Annotated in this window: 15 protein-coding genes; 12 read left to right on the plus strand and 3 right to left on the minus strand. The window is 62.2% G+C overall.

The genetic code is table 11. The annotated features are described in order from the left end of the window. Positions 1–39: 39 nt before the first annotated feature. Positions 40–483, minus strand: coding sequence for a hypothetical protein (locus QM996_RS19705; RefSeq protein ID WP_334197759.1), 444 nt, complete (start codon positions 481–483; stop codon positions 40–42). Positions 484–838: 355 nt separating this feature from the next. On the opposite strand from QM996_RS19705, the gene QM996_RS19710 reads away from it, so the two are divergent. Next, complete coding sequence (locus QM996_RS19710) at positions 839–1,780, plus strand: MYG1 family protein (RefSeq protein WP_334197760.1); 942 nt, start codon at positions 839–841, stop codon at positions 1,778–1,780. 79 nt (positions 1,781–1,859) lie between these two features. Here the strand turns inward: QM996_RS19710 and QM996_RS19715 are convergent, their stop codons facing one another. Beyond that, positions 1,860–2,759 (minus strand): LysR family transcriptional regulator, encoded by a 900-nt coding sequence (locus QM996_RS19715; protein ID WP_334197761.1) that lies wholly within the window; start codon positions 2,757–2,759, stop codon positions 1,860–1,862. Between the two features lie 116 nt (positions 2,760–2,875). Here QM996_RS19715 and QM996_RS19720 point away from each other — a divergent pair, with 116 nt between their 5' ends. Beyond that, positions 2,876–3,712 carry an oxidoreductase gene (locus tag QM996_RS19720; RefSeq protein ID WP_334197762.1) on the plus strand — a complete coding sequence of 279 codons (837 nt, stop codon included), beginning with the start codon at positions 2,876–2,878 and terminating at the stop codon, positions 3,710–3,712. Between the two features lie 114 nt (positions 3,713–3,826). Here QM996_RS19720 and QM996_RS19725 read toward each other — a convergent pair whose 3' ends face one another. After that, on the minus strand, positions 3,827–5,098 hold the full coding sequence (locus tag QM996_RS19725; protein ID WP_334197763.1) for an MFS transporter: 1,272 nt from the start codon (positions 5,096–5,098) through the stop codon (positions 3,827–3,829). Between the two features lie 106 nt (positions 5,099–5,204). Between QM996_RS19725 and QM996_RS19730 the strand changes: the two genes are divergently transcribed. From QM996_RS19730 to QM996_RS19775, 10 genes are all read left to right on the plus strand, one after another. Beyond that, positions 5,205–5,654 carry a winged helix-turn-helix transcriptional regulator gene (locus tag QM996_RS19730; RefSeq protein WP_334197764.1) on the plus strand — a complete coding sequence of 150 codons (450 nt, stop codon included), beginning with the start codon at positions 5,205–5,207 and terminating at the stop codon, positions 5,652–5,654. A 521-nt stretch (positions 5,655–6,175) separates the two neighbouring features. Further along, a complete protein-coding gene (locus QM996_RS19735; RefSeq protein WP_334198730.1) occupies positions 6,176–6,679 on the plus strand; it encodes an RNA polymerase sigma factor in 504 nt (167 codons plus the stop codon). 186 nt (positions 6,680–6,865) lie between these two features. Further along, on the plus strand, positions 6,866–7,867 hold the full coding sequence (locus QM996_RS19740) for a FecR family protein (protein WP_334197765.1): 1,002 nt from the start codon (positions 6,866–6,868) through the stop codon (positions 7,865–7,867). A 120-nt stretch (positions 7,868–7,987) separates the two neighbouring features. Beyond that, complete coding sequence (locus QM996_RS19745) at positions 7,988–10,297, plus strand: TonB-dependent receptor domain-containing protein (RefSeq protein ID WP_334197766.1); 2,310 nt, start codon at positions 7,988–7,990, stop codon at positions 10,295–10,297. Between the two features lie 113 nt (positions 10,298–10,410). Beyond that, entirely contained in the window at positions 10,411–10,701 is a 291-nt protein-coding gene (locus QM996_RS19750) for a DUF2218 domain-containing protein (protein WP_334197767.1), read from the plus strand. A gap of 102 nt (positions 10,702–10,803) precedes the next feature. Next, the gene (locus QM996_RS19755) at positions 10,804–12,588 is read left to right on the plus strand and encodes an IucA/IucC family protein (protein ID WP_334197768.1); all 1,785 of its coding nucleotides are present in this window, start codon (positions 10,804–10,806) and stop codon (positions 12,586–12,588) included. Continuing rightward, positions 12,572–14,308, plus strand: coding sequence for an IucA/IucC family protein (locus QM996_RS19760; RefSeq protein ID WP_334197769.1), 1,737 nt, complete (start codon positions 12,572–12,574; stop codon positions 14,306–14,308). The genes QM996_RS19755 and QM996_RS19760 overlap by 17 nt, the downstream gene beginning before the upstream one ends. Further along, on the plus strand, positions 14,305–15,585 hold the full coding sequence (locus QM996_RS19765; protein ID WP_334197770.1) for an AMP-binding protein: 1,281 nt from the start codon (positions 14,305–14,307) through the stop codon (positions 15,583–15,585). The genes QM996_RS19760 and QM996_RS19765 overlap by 4 nt, the downstream gene beginning before the upstream one ends. Then, a complete protein-coding gene (locus tag QM996_RS19770) occupies positions 15,582–16,892 on the plus strand; it encodes a DUF6005 family protein (RefSeq protein WP_334197771.1) in 1,311 nt (436 codons plus the stop codon). Before QM996_RS19765 ends, QM996_RS19770 begins: the two co-directional genes overlap by 4 nt. Further along, positions 16,889–17,734, plus strand: a complete 846-nt coding sequence (locus tag QM996_RS19775) for a sugar phosphate isomerase/epimerase family protein (protein ID WP_334197772.1) — start codon at positions 16,889–16,891, stop codon at positions 17,732–17,734. Before QM996_RS19770 ends, QM996_RS19775 begins: the two co-directional genes overlap by 4 nt. The last annotated feature ends 109 nt before the right edge of the window (positions 17,735–17,843 follow it).

Below are 17,843 nucleotides of genomic sequence, written 5' to 3' on the forward strand. Positions count from 1 at the left end.
CGAAGCGACGGGCGCGCAGCTTTCTGGGCGCACCGGGCGTCAGACGGGAATGAACTTCCCGTCGTAGCGCACGCGAAAATTCCGGCGCTGGGCATCTTCCTGGAAGCAGACAAACACCAGTTCGAGATCGTTTGTGCTGCTGCGCCTGCCAAGCAGGCTCAACGTGATGACGATCACGCCGCCATAGGTGCGTGTCAGGTTGATGGCAGCGCGTCGAATTTCATTGGTGCCGGCATCGTCCCGGTCCTCCCGCCGTTCGTATACCTGCCAGAAACGTGCGCTCTCCCAGGCGAACCGCAACGCTTCCGTTATCTCCGTCCTGAACTCGTCTACCGACCGTCCCTTGCTCCATGAAACGGTCCGCTCGGTGTGATCGCCAAAGATATCGAGATAGCCGTCATAGTCATCCGGATCGGAAAAACACCGCTCGATCATCCCGAATGCCACGTCGTCGGAAATTGCTGCCTTAAAGAAAATCGTCATCGAATCGCAATCCTGCCTTGAGCGCCTATGTTGTCAAAGCGTTGGCGGCGTATCCAGTCCCCCCGGGTATCTGATCGCCGCCCGGGCGAACAACTATCATCTCGCCGCAGTGACTTGAACCGGCTGACATCCTGTCCGTGAAAGGCTCTTACGTCATTCGGAGTCGATATCCGAGGGAAGCCTGGTGGATTGGAGATGGGGGTGTCGTAAAACAGTAGATGGGGTTCGTCGTCATGCGCTCGAACCCGTCCGGTTGCGAGATCCCCATGCCGCGAAGACGATAGTGGGTTGAGGTGGCAGCAAGCAATGGTTATGTGGGGCGCTCTCTCTTCAACGAACCACAAGGCCAATCGGGATGATCCCAGAGTTTCTCGTTACCCATTCCGGGGGCTTCCATGCCGACGAGCTGTTGTCCACCGTCATCCTCACACGGCTTTTCCCAGAGGCCCGTCTCGTCCGCAGTCGGGCTGCGGAATGGATCAGGCCCGGTGCGGACCGCATTGTCTACGATGTGGGCGGTCAGTATGACGCCGCCGCCGGTATCTTTGATCATCACCAGCGCGGCGCGCCGCTCAGAGAGGACGGCCGGCCCTACAGTTCTTTCGGACTGATCTGGAAGCACTATGGCCGCGACTATCTGGCCGCCTCAGGCGTTCCTCATGACCATGTCGAGGCGGTCCATGCCGCCTTCGACGCCCGTTTCGTGCTTCCGGTCGACCTGGTGGACAATGGCGCGTTTGATCCGTCCGTGGCCGGACCGCTCGCCGGGCTCACACTGCCGGCGCTGTTGGAAACCTTGAAACCCGTTTTCGACGAAGCCGGCCAGGAGGCTGATGATCGTGGCTTTCAGGCGGCCTTGGCGATTGCCCGCACGCTCGTCGAGGCTGGCGTGGTGCAGCGCGCGGCAAAACTGAGGGCTGAGACGCTCGTCCTTCAGCAAATCGCCCAGGCCGGCGACGGTCGAATTCTCGAGTTGCCGATGGGCATGCCCTTTCGTCCGGCCGTCGTGAAATCCGGTGCCGATCACCTGTTGTTCGTCGTTCATCCGCGTGAAAAAGACTGGTGCCTGACGGGAATCCGCAAGTCCGATGAGGGCTTTGAGCTTCGCGCAGACCTGCCGGCGGCCTGGGCCGGTCTGACCAACGGCGAATTGGAGGCGGTCTGTGGGGTCGCCGGCGCGAGCTTCTGCCACAATGGCCGCTTCATCGCGGCCGCCGCAACGCGCGAAGCAGCCCTTGCCCTGGCCGAGTTGGCCGTTGCGGAGGCCACTTCGTCCGCCGTGGAAAACAGGGCGTAAGCCAGCGGGGGCCCTGCATCGGGCGGTCTTGCCGGTTCCTGTTTGGCCGGAGACGGTATCCGGACCGACCGCGGTGCGGCTAAGTTTTGGAGCCCGCGGTTTTGACGAAATCGACGAAGGCGCGCAGCGCCGCCGGCATTTGCCGCCGGCTGGGGTAATACAGGTAGAAGCCGCCGTAATAGGGGCACCAATCCTCGAGCACTCGAACCAGTTTGCCTTCTTCGACGAGCGATCGCACCTGATCCTCGAAGGTGAAGGCTATACCGGCTCCCGCAAGCGCGGCATCCACCATCATGTCCTGGTCATCGACGATCAGCGGGCCGCTCACCTCGACCTGAAGTTCCAGGCCGCCGCGCTCGAACTCCCATGCGTAAAGTCGGCCGCTGCCGAAGCGCAGCCCGACACAGGGGAGTTCCCTCAGGTGATCGGGAGCGGTTGGCTTGGCAAAGCGCTCGAAGAAGGAAGGCGTTGCCACGATCGCGGTGCGCTGGCGCGGCCCGACCGGTACGGCGATCATGTCCTGCGCGATGACTTCGCCGAACCGAACGCCGGCATCGAAGCCCTCCGACACCATGTCCACGAGGTCGTTGTCGACGACGATCTCGATGCTGATCTTCGGGTAGGCTTCGAGAAAACGCGCGACCAGAGGCAGAAGCACCATCTTTGCGGAGGCGCGCGCCGCATTGAGTTTCAACCGCCCGACAGGGGTGCCCCGGAAGTTGTTGAGGTCGTCAAGCGCATCCTCGATGTCGCGGAAGGCGGGGGCGACGCGCGCGAGCAGGAGTTCGCCAGCCTCCGTCAAGGCGACGCTGCGGGTCGTTCGGTTGAAGAGACGAAGATCGAGCCGTTCCTCCAATGCCTTCAGGGCATGGCTCAGCGCCGATGGGGTGCAGCCGATGTCGTCGGCGGCGCGGCGGAAGCTTCGGTGCCGAGCCAACGCCAGGAAGGAAGACAGATCGGACGGCGATACGGTTCTCATTGATGAATCCTATTCAACAGCTCAAGAAGAATCCAGTCGATTATCTCAGCAGATGTGAGGCGGTAAAACCTTCTCAGCCGCCGACGATGGAGCGGCGACACAAACAGGAGGTTCACATGCATACTTGGTTCGTTACCGGTGCATCCCGCGGATTTGGTGCCCTCATCGTTGAAAAGGCGCTCGCCAAGGGCGATCAGGTCGTCGCGACGGCGCGCAATCCGAAGGCGATCGTCGAGCGTTTCGGCGCGCAGCCCAATCTTCTGGCCGTGGCGCTCGATGTCACCGACGAGTCCCAGGCGCATCAGGCCGTCGGGCAGGCGATCGCACGCTTTGGCCGGATCGATATTCTGGTCAACAATGCCGGCTACGGACTGCTCGGTGCGGTCGAAGAGGCAAGCGGTGCCGAGATCGAGGCCCTCTACCGCACCAATGTCTTCGGCTTGCTGGCCGTCACCCGTGCCGTGCTGCCGCATATGCGCCGCCAGCATTCGGGACGCATCCTGAACTTCTCGTCGATCGGCGGATATCGCAGCGGGCCCGGCTTTGGCGTCTATTGCTCGACGAAGTTTGCGGTCGAAGGCTTGACCGAGGCACTTGCGGCAGAGCTTGCCCCGCTCCGGATCCATGCCACGGCGATCGAGCCCGGCTACTTCCGTACCGACTTCCTCGACTCGACCTCACTCAGCGTCAGCCCGATCGAAATCGACGACTACGCGGAGACGGCCGGTGTCGTTCGCAGCAAGGCGAAGGACATCAGCCATAACCAGCCGGGCAACCCCGATAAGCTGGCAGAGGTGCTGATCTCGTTCGTCGACGCAGAAAATCCGCCGGTGCGGTTGCCGCTCGGTAGCGACACGGTGGCGGCGATCGAAGCCAAACACGAATCGGACGCCGAGCTTCTGGCCCAATGGCGTGCCGTGTCCCTCTCGACCGACTTCGACCCGGCCGCATAAACGTCGACGCGGTCGGCTGCTTCCTCAGGCCCCGCCATGGTGCGGGGCCTTCTCGTTGCCAGGCCAACTTAGGTCGCGCCGACGGGCTTGAACTGTCGCGCTGTTGCAGATCACTCAACCGTTCGACGCAGCGCCTTCCTCTGGGGGCTGCGATCTCGAAGGTCGGGTCGCCAGCCAGAAGAGCAGCGAGACAAGGCTGATCACCGTGCCCATCAGACAGACGCCGCTCCATCCCGCATGCGCGTGGGCGACGGTGGAAAGAGAGGATCCGATCGCGCTTCCGAGCGAGTAGAACAGCATGTAGGCAGCCGTCAGCCGGTTCTGCGCTTCCGGCCGGACCCGGTAGATCAAGGCCTGGTTCGTGACGTGGACCGCCTGGAGCCCGAAGTCGAGAACGAGGACACCGGCGATCAGCCACAGAATGGACTGGTCCAGCAATGAGATCGGCAGCCACGCAATGAGCATGAGCGCGAGTGCAATGCCCGTCGTCGTCTGGCCCAGTCCAAGGTCGGCCCAGTGGCCCGCGCGAGAAGCAGCCAGTGCCCCGGCGATGCCTGCCAAGCCGAAAAGACCGACCTTCGTATGCGACATGGAGAAGGGCGGCGCACTCAGCGGCAGAACAAGCGGGGTGAGCAGCGTCGTCACGTTCGCGAAAATCAGCAGGGCGATCACGCCCCGGGTGCGCAGCACCGGCTCTTGCCAGATTAGCTTGAAGGTGGAGCCGACAAGGCGGGGGTAGCTGAGCTTGTTCGCCTCCCGCTTCTGGTGCGGCAGGAGCCGCTGCAGCAAGACGGTGATCACAAGCGTCACGGCACACGATGCGAGATAGACCGACCGCCAGCCGAAGAGATCCGTCAGAAGACCTGCGACGGTGCGGGCGGACAGGATGCCGATCACGATGCCGCTGGTGACGAAACCGACCACCTGGCCACGTTCAGATGGCCGGGCCAAGCTGGCCGCATAGGCAACCAGGGCCTGCGTCAGGACGGCAAGCATGCCGACGGCCGCGATCGAGGCCATCAGCATTTCCGTGTTGGCTGAAAGGGCCACGAAGCCGAGCGCCACCGTTGATAGCAGCGATTGGATGATGATGACCTTGCGGCGATCGAAAAGGTCGCCAAGCGGGACAAGCAGGATCAGGCCGAGCGCGTAGCCGACCTGTGTCGCCCCGACGATCAAGCCGGCGCCTGTCTCAGAAAGGTCGAGGTCGGTCGCCATCACATCCAGCAGGGGATGCGCAAAATAGGCGTTGGCGACCGCAAGGCCGGCGGCAAAGGCAAAAAGGGTCATCATCGGGCGCGTCAACGGTGACACCGTAGCACCGGCATTTGGGCGCGCGGCATCGTTTGCGGCGTCGCTCGACGCCGCAGCAGCTCTACCATCCATTGGACTTCTTCCCTATTTCGGTTTAATAATGAAACAAACCCAATGGATACCGAGTTGGTTTTATAATGCAACCAAAAATCTCGTGACGCGGGAGAGGAGAGTTCGTATGGTGGCGCGCAAAAGCCTCAAGGGCGACTACTGCCCAAGCGCGCGATCTCTGGACGCGATCGGCGACTGGTGGTCGCTGCTGATCGTGCGCGATGCGTTCGACGGACTGAGGCGCTTCAGCGATTTTCACAAAAGCCTCGGCATTGCCAAGAACATCCTGACGGATCGTCTGCGTACGCTCGTCGACCGCGGCATTCTCGAGACGGTTCCCGTGGGCGGGACGAAGGCCCGGGTCGAGTATCAGTTGACGGCGATGGGGCGGGACCTGTTTCCCGTGATGGTCGCCTTGCGGCAGTTCGGCGAACGACACCTCTTTCAGCCCGGCGAGGAGCATTCCCTGCTGGTCGAAAAGGAAACCGGGTTGCCGGTAAAGCTCGATATCCGCACACAGGACGGCAGGCCGATCGGCGCCGCCGAGACGGTCCTGATCAAGGTTCCCGAAGATTGATCGCGCCTGCAACGATTTCCACAACCACGACAAACCGATCGTCGCCGCCGGACGGCTGGTGCGGGCTTTCGGTGTTCTCCGGTCGCGACGCGTGCCGGCGAGGTTCCGGGTGTTGCGCCTTCAACTCCGATACAAAGGTGAGACGAACCGGGCAGGTTGGGCGCTCGACTGCCGTTTCGTTGGCCATGGCGAGAAACCGGAAAAACCGCCATGTTCGCCATCCCTGCCGCGTCCGGTTGACACGGTCCGCGCTCGGTTGGGTAATGGTCCTCTCGGAGAAAAGTTCCGCTCCTGCAACGGGATACGGGTGCCCCGCCAAGGACGGCCAGGCTCGGCGGCAACGCATCGCGGTCGCTGCCTCGAAAAATAACATGACTATTACAGACAAGTTTATTTCCGCGTGCTAAGAGGCTTCGCGTTCGTTTGGCCATCCGGTCCACCGACCGCGTAGCGGCAAGCAGTGCCAATGACGCTGGACGCCAATCGAAGTTGCTTTGTTCGGATCAGACGCCTTGGTCGATATGGAAACGCGCCATCAGGTCTATTTCGCCAATCGTACCGCTCTGGTCGCCTATGCGACGCGCATCGTCGGCTCGCGTGAAACGGCCGAAGATATCGTGCAGGAGGCGTTCATCCGCTTTGCGCCGACCAGCACCGACAATGGTTCCCAGGGGCTCTCGCCTGCCTATCTCTACAGGATTGTCCGCAATCTGTGCCTGGATCTCCTCAAGCGCCGGAAGATCGAGGCGCGGGAGGAACAGGGCGAGCCGCCGTTCTGGTCGATGCCGATCGAGCTGCCGACGCCGGAAGATATCGTTGTGGTGACCGATGAGATCCGGCGCATTTCCGGCGTCCTCGACGCGCTTCCCATGGAGGTTCGTATTGCCCTTGAGATGCACCGCTTCGGTGGATACACCCTGGAGGAGATCGCCGCCCACCTGAACATCTCGGTCGCAACCGCCCATCGGCATGTGCGCACCGCGATGATGCGGGTGGCGGCCACTCTGGCAGGCGATGCCTCCTAGGAATTTGGGGCCGCGTGAAAAAAAATTCGAAGCAATTCGTCTTTGTGACAGACCGGATGATTCCGCTACTGCATGTCTCCTTAGATCGACCTCGATTTGAGGATGAAGACATGCAGGCAAATCAAAGTGCTACGGCGACCTTTGCGCAGTAGTATGTCGTCGAACACGTAACCAGCAGGCAGAGCTTTGACCAAGGACAACAACATACCGGAGGCGTTGCTCGAAGAGGCCATGGACTGGTTCCTCGAACTGAAGGCGCGTCCGAACTGTCGGGAGACGGAGCTCGCGTTTCAGGCCTGGCTGGGCCGATCCGCCCTGCATATCCGATCCTGGGAGACGGCGTTGAAGACCTGGCAATTGCTGGGCGACGTGCCGCCGGTTCATGAACATCTTTGGCGCGGCGCGGCGCCGTTGGTTTCGCCTGCCGCAACCGCCCGCCAGCCGAAGCGCTGGGCGGCCAGAACCTGGGCCGGTGGCGCGGCGGCCATAGCGTTCGCCGCCTGCCTGGTGCTGTTCGTCTCCCTCCCTTCGCTGCTGGTGCGGTGGCGGGCCGACCACGTGACCGAGACCGCTGAGAGCAGGACGATCACCTTGGCGGACGGCACGACCATCGCAATGGGAGGCGGCAGCGCCATCGCCACCGAGATTTCTGCCAAGGCCCGGCACGTCCGGCTCCTCAAGGGCGAAGCCTATTTCGACGTTGCGCGCGACCCGTCGCGTCCGTTCGTCGTCGACGCCGGCGGCATCGAAGTGTCGGTTCTCGGCACGTCCTTCGATGTGCAACTCGCAAGTGCGGAAACGACGGTCGAGCTCGCGCATGGCACGGTGGCCGTTTCGTACAGCGGGAAAGACCACAAGCAGAATTTCGAACTCGCGCCGGGAGAAACAGCGACGGTGGCGCATGCGACGGGCGCGGTCACCCGAAGCGCGATTGCGATCGAAGAGATCGGAGCCTGGCGCAGCGGCAAAATGTTCGTCAACAACGTCACTGTCGCCGCCGCAGCCGAGCGGCTGCAACGCTACCATTCTGCCTGGATCTCCATTCCGCAATCGGAACTCGCGGCACGGCGGGTGACGGGCGTCTACGATCTCACGGATCCCGATCACGCCCTTCAGGCATTGGTTCAGCCGTTTGGCGGCACGGTGCGCGCGGTGACTCCCTATGGCCGCGTTCTGACGCAATTTTAATTTGGACTCAAAAATTCAAGAAAAAATCGCGGACCGGTGAAAAAAAATCCGGAGCCCGTCGTCTTTGGTCCGAAGCGCCTGCCTGAGAGGCAGCGCGCGGATCATCGAGACGGGGGTAAAATGAGTTCGCCGAAATGCCGCAAGGGATATCTCTCTTCCAATGCAGGATATAGCCATGCAGGACTGTGCCTGCTGACAACGACGGCGATCGTCGGGCTTTCCTCCCTTGCCTTCACGCCCCTTTCCATCGCTTTCGCCCAAGAGACGACGTCGCGCGTCAGCGCGGTCCGCACGTTCAACATCCCCGCGCAACCGCTTGCGAGTGCCCTGAATGCCTTTGGGCGGCAGTCCGGTCTGCAGGTGACCCTGGCCGCAGCGACGTCCGAGGGCATCCGCTCGACCGCCGTCAACGGGACGCTGGAGCCGCAGCAGGCCCTTGCACGGCTGCTGTCAGGCACCGGTATCTCCTACAGGATATCGGGCGGAACGGCCCTGATCGGTTCGACGACGGCGGCCGGCGGCAGCGAGGGCGTGGATGCTTCCGGCACCACGGTCCTTGATCCGATTTCCGCCCTTGGGAGCGGGCCGCTCGGCGCCGGCGAGATCGTCATCTCGTCCGAAGACCTGAAGCAGAAGAACCCTGCCAACATCGCCGACGTCTTTTCAGGCGAGCCGGGCATAGCCGTCGGCAGTTCGCTGCCGATGTCGCAGAAGGTCTATGTTCACGGGATCGAGGAAACGAGCCTTGCCGTGACCATGGACGGCGGCCGCCAGAACAACAAGGTCTTCCACCACAATGGTACGAACCTCATCGATCCTGGCCTCCTGAAGGCCGTCAACGTCGATGCCGGCGTTGCCCCCGCCGATGCCGGCCCGGGGGCGCTCGCCGGTGCGATCGCCTATGAAACGATCGACCCGCGCGATCTGTTGGATGGCGACGGTTTCGGCGGCTTCGTCACCTCGAGCTACAATTTCAACAGCGATACGGTAACCACGGGCCTTTCGGCCTACGGCATGCAGGAAGGGCTCGAATTCCTGGGCTATTTCAATTTCGGCAAGGGCAACGATTTCACCGCCGGCAACGGCAATGAGGTCGAAGGCACCAGCACCAATCTTCTGAGCGGTCTCGGCAAGCTCGCCTACGAGTTCGATAGCGGTGACCGCTTCGAGATCAGTCACGACCGGATCAATGACGACGCGCCACGGCCGTTTCGCGCCAATGTGGGTTCGATTTCGAACCCCAAGCCGTGGGAGCCGCGCATTCGCGACTATACACTCGATCGGCAGAACACCGTTTTTACCTATACCGACAGCACGCCGGAGGGGTGGTGGGACCCGAAGCTCCTGCTCGCCTACAGCAAGACCGAGGTCGATCTGCCGATCTTCCCGAAGCCGGGGCCAGGTGTTCCTGCCAGCTACGACGCCGTCGGCACGTCGGATAGCTTCAACGGCAAGTTTGAGAACAAGTTCTCTTTCGACATCGGCAATGTGATCGCCGGCATCGACTTCTACGGCGACAAGGCGGAGCTCGAGGATCTCTACGATCCCGGTGCCGAGAAGGCGCGCAATGTCGGTATCTATGCGCAGGCGAGGCTTGAGCCCTGGGAGAGGACGCGCCTTTCCTTCGGCGCAAGAGGGGACAATCAGCACTTCACCGGAACGACCGGCGAGAAATGGACCAATTCCGGCTTCAGCGGCAACATCTCCGGCGAATATGATCTCATCGAGGATCTTCTCACGGCCAAGGCCGGCTATTCGCATGTCTGGGCGGGCATTCCGCTTGCCGAGAACTTCATCATCAATCCCAAGTGGGACTACGGCAGCGGTCCGAAGCCGGTAACCGCGGACAATTACATCTTCGGATTGGAGGCCAACTATAACGGCTTCATCGTCGAGGGCAGTGTCTTCCAGACCAATCTCGATGATGCGCGCGCGCCGCGCTTCCGCGCTGATCTCGGTATCGCCGCCCATGACGTTCGCTCGCGTGGTTTTGAAATCGGCGGCGGCTACAATTGGGGCGATGGCTACTTCAAAGTGAAATACGCCAATATCGACGTCGAAATCGATGGAAAACCTGTCGACTCCGATCTCGGCACCTATCTCGCAGCACCCGCCGGCCAGATCATAACCCTGCAGGCGGTTCACACGCTGGCCGACTGGGGCGTTACCTTCGGCGCCGATGCGGAAATCGCACTCGACTACGATGATGTCGCTGCCGGCAGCAAGCCCTTGCAGGGCTACGAAGTCTTCAACGCCTTTGTCGAATATGTGCCGCCACAACGACCCAACCTGACGCTGCGCGCCGAACTCAAGAACATCTTCGACGAAACCTATTCGGACCGGGCGACCTACGGCCAGGAGTTCGGGAACGTGACGCCGCTCTACGAGCCCGGTCGTTCCTTCATCCTGACTGCCAGAGCGACCTTCTAGGTCGACGATCCGCGATCGCGACGGCCGCATCCTCCCCGCGGCAGTCGCTTCAGGACGCGACGGCGGCCCCCCAAGGGCCGCCCGAGCAGCGAAAGCCGAAACAGGAGATCCAGATGCAAGAAGCGACCACCCATTTTGCGACGGAAGACGGACAGAAATACCTGACGCAGCTCTGCAAGCACTTCGCCCACAAGATCGACGTCGAGCAGGCGGGCGATCGCGCCGAACTGCGGTTCTCCTGCGGGACTGGCTATCTCCAGGCAACATCGGAGGGCCTGAGTATCAGGGCCCGGTCACCCGACGAGGCCAATCTCGCCGATACAAAGTTGGTCATTGAAAGCCATCTTCTGCGCTTCGCATTCCGCGAGGAGCCGGGATCGCTGCACTGGCAGGCCGCCGGCTGATCATGGCGCACTGAAACTCGTTCGACAAGAAATTCAATGTGTTGGCCGAGAACGTCAACGCCATTGCGCGGCTGTGCGTGTCGCGTGCCGAGGATCGACAGGATGCAATCGTCTAGGCAAGTCGCAGAAATCGCCACCTTTCAAAGTTTCGCCAACTGCTATCTGCGCGAAGTGAACCCGGGCACCCGGGTCATGCATCGAACCGTCGGCGGCGGCTTCGACTGTGTGGAATGGTCGCTCCCAAGGCAGCACATGATCCTGCGCGCCGAGGTGGTTTCGCCGTCGCTTTGCGGCCCGCATCATTTCGGCCGGATCTGGGGTAGGGGGATCTCGGATATGGCCTGGCGCCAGATCGAGTTGATCTCCGCGCTGCACATTCTCATTCACGAATGCTACCGCCAGGCTGATGACAATCAGGCCGACAACTTGCGCGGCTTCGAACTCGAACTGCTGATGCGGGTGCTCGAAAGCTACCAGCAGACCAGCCTCTATATCGGCAAGACGGCGCCCGAGCCGGCGGAAGGCGACCATTTCATCGAAGCCGAGCAGTCGCTCGTCTTCGGTCACTGGCAGCACCCGACGCCGAAAAGTCGGCAAGGCATGACCTATTGGCAGCAGGAATCTTACGCACCGGAACTGCGCGGGCAGTTCAGACTGCATTATTTTGCGGCCCATGCGGATTGTGTGCGGCACGCATCCGCCCGTTCGATGACGGCCCACGAGATTGTCCGGTCATTGATGGGATCGGACGCAGAGGCCATCGCACTCGGGAACGACGAGTACCTGCTGCCGATGCACCCGCTGCAGGCGGAAGCGCTGCTCCTCGATTGCGATATTCAGGTCATGCTCGGGGAGGGGCGACTGCGCCATCTCGGTCCCGCCGGCCCGGCCTTTACAGCGACATCGTCGGTGCGCACGGTCTACGGCGCCGATGCCGACTGGATGCTCAAGTTCTCGCTGCCTGTCCGTATCACCAACTCGGTTCGTCTCAATCGGCGTCAGGAGCTCGAGGCCGGCGTCGCCATGGCGAAGCTCATCGATCGCGTCGGTTTTGCCGCGCGGTCCCAAAATTTCCGGATCATCCAGGACCCCGCGTATATCACGCTCGACCTGCCCGGCCGCAGCGAAAGCGGCTTCGAAGTCATCCTGCGGGAGAACCCCTTTTCGGGCACGAAGGGCAGGGGTGTTGTGACGGTCGCCGCCCTGACGGCCGATCCGCTTCCGGGCCAGGTTTCCCGCCTGGAACGCCTCGTCCGGGCGCTGGCCGCGCGCTCCGGTGAAAGCCTGCCGGACGCGGCTCTCTTGTGGTTCCGTCGCTATCTCGACTGCGCCGTCGAACCGCTGATCCGCCTCTATGACGACTACGGCATCGCGCTCGAGGCGCATCAGCAGAACAGCCTGCTCGACGTTGCCAATGGTTATCCCTCTGCCAGCTATTATCGCGACAACCAGGGCTTCTATCTCTCCGAACGCTATCGCAACCTGATCGTCAGCCATGTTCCAGAGACGCAAACGATCGCGTCGCTCTATTTTGCCGACAGCGAAATCCGCGACCGCTTCGCCTACTACCTGATCGTCAACCAGGTCTTCTCGGTCGTCAGTCGCATGGGCCATGACGGCGTCTGCGACGAGGGCCTGCTCTTGCGCGAACTGCGCCTGCATCTCGAAGGCTATGCCGCTCGGATGACCGGAGCTGGCCGTGAATTCGCGCGCCATGTTCTCGACCTGCCGACGATCGCCTCCAAGGCCAATCTGACGACCCGCCTCCATGACGTGGACGAGCTGCAGTCCAATCACGCCCCTACGCTCTACCGCCCGGTGCCAAACCCGCTCAGGGCGCCAGCGGTCCTGACAGCGCCGAGGACCGATCATGCCATTGCCTCTTGATCTCGAGGGACGGCCGGAGGAAAGGGTGCTTCGCCAGCTCGTTGGGGCGCTGCTGTTCGAGGGCATCGTCGATGCCAGGAAGCACATTCAGGGGGATGCGGTCGAGTTTCAATGGTCGCTCGGCGGCCGGGACTATCATTGCCGCGGCGCCATTGGCCCCTTTGGACGGCTTCGCCTGGTGCCGGGTTCCGTGGAAGTCCGCGAAGGCGCGGACAACTGGATTACGCCGGCGCTGGCGCAACTGGTCGCCGCCTTGCCCGGCAGCGGTCCCACACGCGGAAAGCTGCTCGACGAGCTTTCGCAGACGATCGCCTTTTGCACGTGGAACGAACGCCATCTGCCCCAACGCGCTCGCCGTGCCCTGTCGTTCGCCGAGCTCGAAGGCGCGCTTGACGAGGGGCATCCGTACCATCCCTGCTTCAAGGCGCGCACTGGGTTTTCCTTCGTCGACCATGCAGCCTACGGGCCGGAAGCAGGTCGGGCGTTTCAACTCGTCTGGCTGCTTGTCGCGCGCAAACATCTTCACCAGGCGTTGCCCGGAGGCGAGGATGCATTCTGGCGGGCGGAACTCGGGCATGAGGCATGGTGCAAGCTGACCGCGAAGCAGCAGCAACTCGGCGTCTCGCCGGAAGAATTCGGGCTCGTCCCGCTCCACCCCTGGCAGTGGCGCGAACTGCGTGAAACCGAGCTTGCCGGGTGGATCGCGTCGGGGAAGGCTCTTTGCCTGGGGCCGGCGGGCGACCGTTATACGGCGACGCAGTCGGTGCGCTCGCTTTTGAACCGGGACCGGCCTGGTGCCGCCAGCCTCAAGCTGCCGCTCAACATCGTCAACACTTCGTCGCGGCGGACGCTGGAGCCGCATTCGGTCTGCACGGCGCCGGTGATCTCGCGCTGGATTGCCGGGATCGTTGCGAGCGATCCGGCTTTTGGTGAACGCTATCCGCTGACAATCCTTCAGGAATATGCGGGCATCATCGCCGATCGCGACGGACCTCTGGCGGGACAGGTCGCTGCCATATGGCGCGAAAATGCCGAAGCCACGCTTGCAGCTGGCGAGGCCGTCACTCCCTTCAATGCCCTGATGATGGTGGAAGGAGACGGACGTCCGTTCGCCGACGACTGGATCCAGCGCCACGGGCTGATGCCGTGGATCAACCGGCTGATCGAGGTCGTGGTTCTCCCGGTCTGGCATCTGCTCGTTCACCACGGTCTCGCGGTCGAGGCGCACGGGCAGAACACGCTGCTCGTCCATCGCGACGGCTGGCCGGCCAGGCTTATCCTGCGCGATTTCCACGAGAGCATCGAGTTCTCACCGAGCTTCCTGCGCGAGCCGGGCCACGCGCCGGATTTCCTGGCGCTGAACCCGGTCTACCGGGATGCCGAGCCGGACCGGTTCTACTGGACGGACAATCTGGATTCGCTGCGCGAATTGGTGATGGACACGTTGTTCGTCTTCAACCTCAGCGAAATCTCGCATTTGCTCGACCACGCTTATGACCTGCCGGAGGCGCTCTTTTGGCAACGCGTCGCAGCCGTGCTCGCTTCTTACGAAGTGGCGCATGCGGCGACGGAGCGGCTGGCCGCGCTCGGCTGCGGCCGACCCCGTATTCTCACCGAATCCCTGATGACCAGGAAGCTCCTCGCAGCCAGGCCGGAATACCACCACAGCATACCGAACGCCTTGGCCGCGAAAGTGCTTCAACGAAGGAGAAAGTCATGATCCGCATCGATGACAGGCTCTACGACGAGACCTATTTCAGCGAAAGTTCCGCGCGACTGGCAGCCGAGATCGGCCTTGGCGAGCGAGACACGGGCCGCTACGCGGTCTGCTTTGCAGAGACGGTCGACTGGCTGGCGCTGTTCTTTTCTATCCGCAAGGCGGGTGCAAGTGTGCTGCCGATCCATCCCGGCACGCCATACCCGGCGGCCCGCAGGCTCGCGATCGCTGCTGGCTGCGATCGTCTGTTTTACAATAGCCTTAAGGCCGAAGTCCTCGATGCGCCGGAGGTGACATCGACGCAGGGCATGCTGCTGCAGATGAGCTCCGGTACCACGGGTGCTCCGAAATGCGTTGCGCGGAGCTGGCAAGACATCGATGCGGAGATCGACAGCTACGTCCGTACCTTCCGCGAGCCGGAAGACATGACGCCGATCATTGCCTGCCCGGCCACCCATTCCTATGGGCTGATCTGCGGCATCCTGGTGGCGTTGAAGCGCGGCCAGACGCCGGTCATCGTCAATACGGCCAATCCGAAATACCTGCTGAAGGTGCTGCGCGAGATCGAGCGGCCTCTGTTCTATTCGTCGCCAGCGATCCTGTACACGCTGGCGCGACTGCTGCCTCAGGGCGAACAGATCCACGCGACGATGACCTCGGGCACGCTGCTTCCCGATCCCTGGTTTGCCGACATCCGCGTGAAGAGCCGGTTCATGTTCCAGCAATATGGCTGCTCGGAATCAGGCTGCATCGCGATCAATCCGGATGTTGCCGCCGCAGGCGACATGGGCTTTGTGCTGCCACATCTCTCTGCCGAAACGGGCACCAGCGCCGAGGACGCCGGCGAGATCGTCGTTAGCAATGGCGATGGCACACCGATCCACACGCGCGATCTCGGCTACCGTCGCGCCGATGGCATGCTGGTCTTCGTTTCGCGTTTGGACGACATGATCAACGTCTCTGGCCTCAACGTCTATCCGAAGGACGTCGAGGACACGGTCATGGCGATGCCGGCGATCACCGATGCGGTCGCCTTCCGCAAGAGCGACCGCTTCGCCGGTGAGCGCGTCGCTTTGCTCTTCAGCGCTGAAGGGCCGGTGCCGCCGCAAGCGGTGCGCGAATGGTGCAGCCGCCATCTCGCCGGCCACCAGTTGCCGATGGAAATCCTGCAGGTCGATGCGGTCCCCCGGCAGGCCAACGGCAAGATCAGCCGCCGGGACGTCGCGGCGCGCCATCTGGCCGGGGAATTCAACAAGCCGATGGCAGGAACCGCATCATGACCGAAATTGAAATCATGACGGCGATCGAGACCGTTCTGAATGAAAAGATGGTGCATGGGCATATGGAGGGCTTCGGTCCGGATGCCCGGCTCAACGAGGATCTCTATCTCGATTCCGTCCTGATCCTGGAGATATTCCTCAATCTTGAGCTCGAATACCGGCTGTCCGTGCCGGAGGAAGCGATCGCGAAACAGGAGATCGAAACGATCTCCGATCTCGTCTCGCTCTATCTGCCGAAAACGACAGCGACTGTCGTTCCAGCCTTTCCGCTCACCGGCGGGACGACGGACGAGGGTGTCCATGGTGAAGCCTATTATGACATCAAGGTCCATTGCTTCGTCAGTTGCGTCTCCGATGGCTTGAAACGAAACGGGCTGGACCAGCGGCCGTTCTATTTCGGTGTCTGGGACGCCAAGTTCGCGATGAGCGACCGGTTCGAGCTTCTCTATCACGCGCCCGACATCACCCAGGAGTTCTTCCGCGGCTGGTTCGAGCGACTCTACGGCGTCTCCGTAATCGAATGGTACGATCCGGAGCGCACCAAACTCGACAACCTGGCGGTGCTCACCGGTCTTCTCAAGCAGCGCAGCGAAACCGGCTCGGTCATGGTCATGCTCGACATGTTCCATCTGCCGGAGCGCGAGAACAAGTTCAATCAAAACCCGTTCCCGCATTACCTGATGCTGCAGGAGACCGCCGATCCGAAGACCTGGTTCGTGCATGATCCGGACTACCGCTGGGAAGGCGAGATCGCGCGGGAGAAGGTTATCCACGCCATCATGCAGCCGACCGTCGGCGGTGGTTACGTCTTCGACACTGCCGAAGCGCGGGCCCCACATGCCGAAGACCTGAAGGCTTATTTCGAGGCGTGCTTCGTCAGAGACAGAAACCCGCTGATCGATGCGGTCCGCGCGATCGTTGCCGCGCATCTTGAAGAACGGGATGGCCTCCCGCTTTCGAACCTTGGTGCCGCGGTCCGCGAACTGCCCGTCATCACCATCCGCAAATACGCCTATGAACACGGTTTCGCCTTCTATTGGCGGGCGCTAAAACTGCCGGCGGCAGAGTTCGAAAGGTGGTGCGAGGAGATCGAGGCGTTGGTTCAGGCGCTGAAGACCCTGCACTACGCCTGCATGAAGCTTGCCCAGACCGGCGATCGAACCCTGGCCGGCACCGTGTTCGAGCGCCTTGACGAGGCAGATCGGCTGGAGAGGAAGCTCAAGGTCAGGCTCGCCGAGGTCTTCGATCTCTGGTGCGATCTCGTCCTTCCCGAAGAAATTCCTGCGTTGAAGAGAATTGCACGATGAGAGTTTCGCTCTGCACCATTACGTTCCGGCATCATCTCACCTCGCTTGACGAGATTGCCGCCTGGGCTGAGGCCAACGATTTTCAAGGCATCGAGCTCTGGGGCGCGCACGCGCGCAACCTGGCGCCGCGATCGGATCGCAATGCCGAATGGCTCGACGGCTACGGCCTCGCGGTGCCGATGATCAGCGACTACCTGCCGCTCGATGGCGAGGTGGAGACCTTGCGACACAAGGCGGTGGAGCTGTGCCGGCTCGCGCGCCGATGGCGCACGCGCAAGATCCGCACCTTTGCTGGCAGCGTCGGAAGCCGTGCGGCCAGCGCAGAAGAGCGGCAGCGCGTTGTCGCCCGGTTGAAGGAGATCTGCGTGATCACCGCCAGCTATGGCATCCATCTGCTCGCCGAGACCCATCCGAAGACGCTGGCCGATACGGCGGCCTCGACCATGCAGCTCATCGAAGAGGTCGATCATCCCTATTTTGCAATCAACTTCGATACGCTGCATGTGTGGGAGGGGGGTGACGATCCCGTCGCGGTCCACCGAACGATGAAGCCGCATATCCGCCACTACCACCTGAAGAACATCGTCGCCCGCTCGGATTTGTCCGTTTTCGAACCGGCCAATGTCTATGCCGCCGCCGGCAGCCGGAGGGGGATGACGCCCCTGTTCGAAGGGATTGTCGACTACGACCGCATTCTTGGGGAGATTTCAGGCGATCCGCAGGCCGATGCGTCGCTGGAGTGGTTCGGCAATGATTGCCTGGAAACACTCGAGCGCGATCGCAGGCGCGTGCGCCAGTCGATCGAGAGCCGCGAAAGACCGCTGCGAGCGGCGCAGCTCTAAAGCACGGTGACAAGAAGTACCTTGGTGACGGCACCTTGGCTGTGCCGCGGACGGCGAGTGGATCGCCGCGCGTGGCCCGACTGGCCTTGCGGGCGGGTACTGCCGGATG

This window comes from Sinorhizobium chiapasense (assembly GCF_045277575.1).
Lineage (GTDB): Bacteria > Pseudomonadota > Alphaproteobacteria > Rhizobiales > Rhizobiaceae > Ensifer > Ensifer chiapasense_A.

Excerpts from the sequence above, each read along its gene's own strand:
- QM996_RS19705 (WP_334197759.1), bottom strand. The coding sequence starts at position 483 with ATGACGATTTTCTTTAAGGCAGCAATTTCCGACGACGTGGCATTCGGG.
- QM996_RS19710 (WP_334197760.1), top strand. The coding sequence starts at position 839 with ATGATCCCAGAGTTTCTCGTTACCCATTCCGGGGGCTTCCATGCCGAC.
- QM996_RS19715 (WP_334197761.1), bottom strand. The coding sequence starts at position 2,759 with ATGAGAACCGTATCGCCGTCCGATCTGTCTTCCTTCCTGGCGTTGGCT.
- QM996_RS19720 (WP_334197762.1), top strand. The coding sequence starts at position 2,876 with ATGCATACTTGGTTCGTTACCGGTGCATCCCGCGGATTTGGTGCCCTC.
- QM996_RS19725 (WP_334197763.1), bottom strand. The coding sequence starts at position 5,098 with ATGGATGGTAGAGCTGCTGCGGCGTCGAGCGACGCCGCAAACGATGCC.
- QM996_RS19730 (WP_334197764.1), top strand. The coding sequence starts at position 5,205 with ATGGTGGCGCGCAAAAGCCTCAAGGGCGACTACTGCCCAAGCGCGCGA.
- QM996_RS19735 (WP_334198730.1), top strand. The coding sequence starts at position 6,176 with ATGGAAACGCGCCATCAGGTCTATTTCGCCAATCGTACCGCTCTGGTC.
- QM996_RS19745 (WP_334197766.1), top strand. The coding sequence starts at position 7,988 with ATGAGTTCGCCGAAATGCCGCAAGGGATATCTCTCTTCCAATGCAGGA.
- QM996_RS19750 (WP_334197767.1), top strand. The coding sequence starts at position 10,411 with ATGCAAGAAGCGACCACCCATTTTGCGACGGAAGACGGACAGAAATAC.
- QM996_RS19755 (WP_334197768.1), top strand. The coding sequence starts at position 10,804 with ATGCAATCGTCTAGGCAAGTCGCAGAAATCGCCACCTTTCAAAGTTTC.
- QM996_RS19760 (WP_334197769.1), top strand. The coding sequence starts at position 12,572 with ATGCCATTGCCTCTTGATCTCGAGGGACGGCCGGAGGAAAGGGTGCTT.
- QM996_RS19765 (WP_334197770.1), top strand. The coding sequence starts at position 14,305 with ATGATCCGCATCGATGACAGGCTCTACGACGAGACCTATTTCAGCGAA.
- QM996_RS19770 (WP_334197771.1), top strand. The coding sequence starts at position 15,582 with ATGACCGAAATTGAAATCATGACGGCGATCGAGACCGTTCTGAATGAA.
- QM996_RS19775 (WP_334197772.1), top strand. The coding sequence starts at position 16,889 with ATGAGAGTTTCGCTCTGCACCATTACGTTCCGGCATCATCTCACCTCG.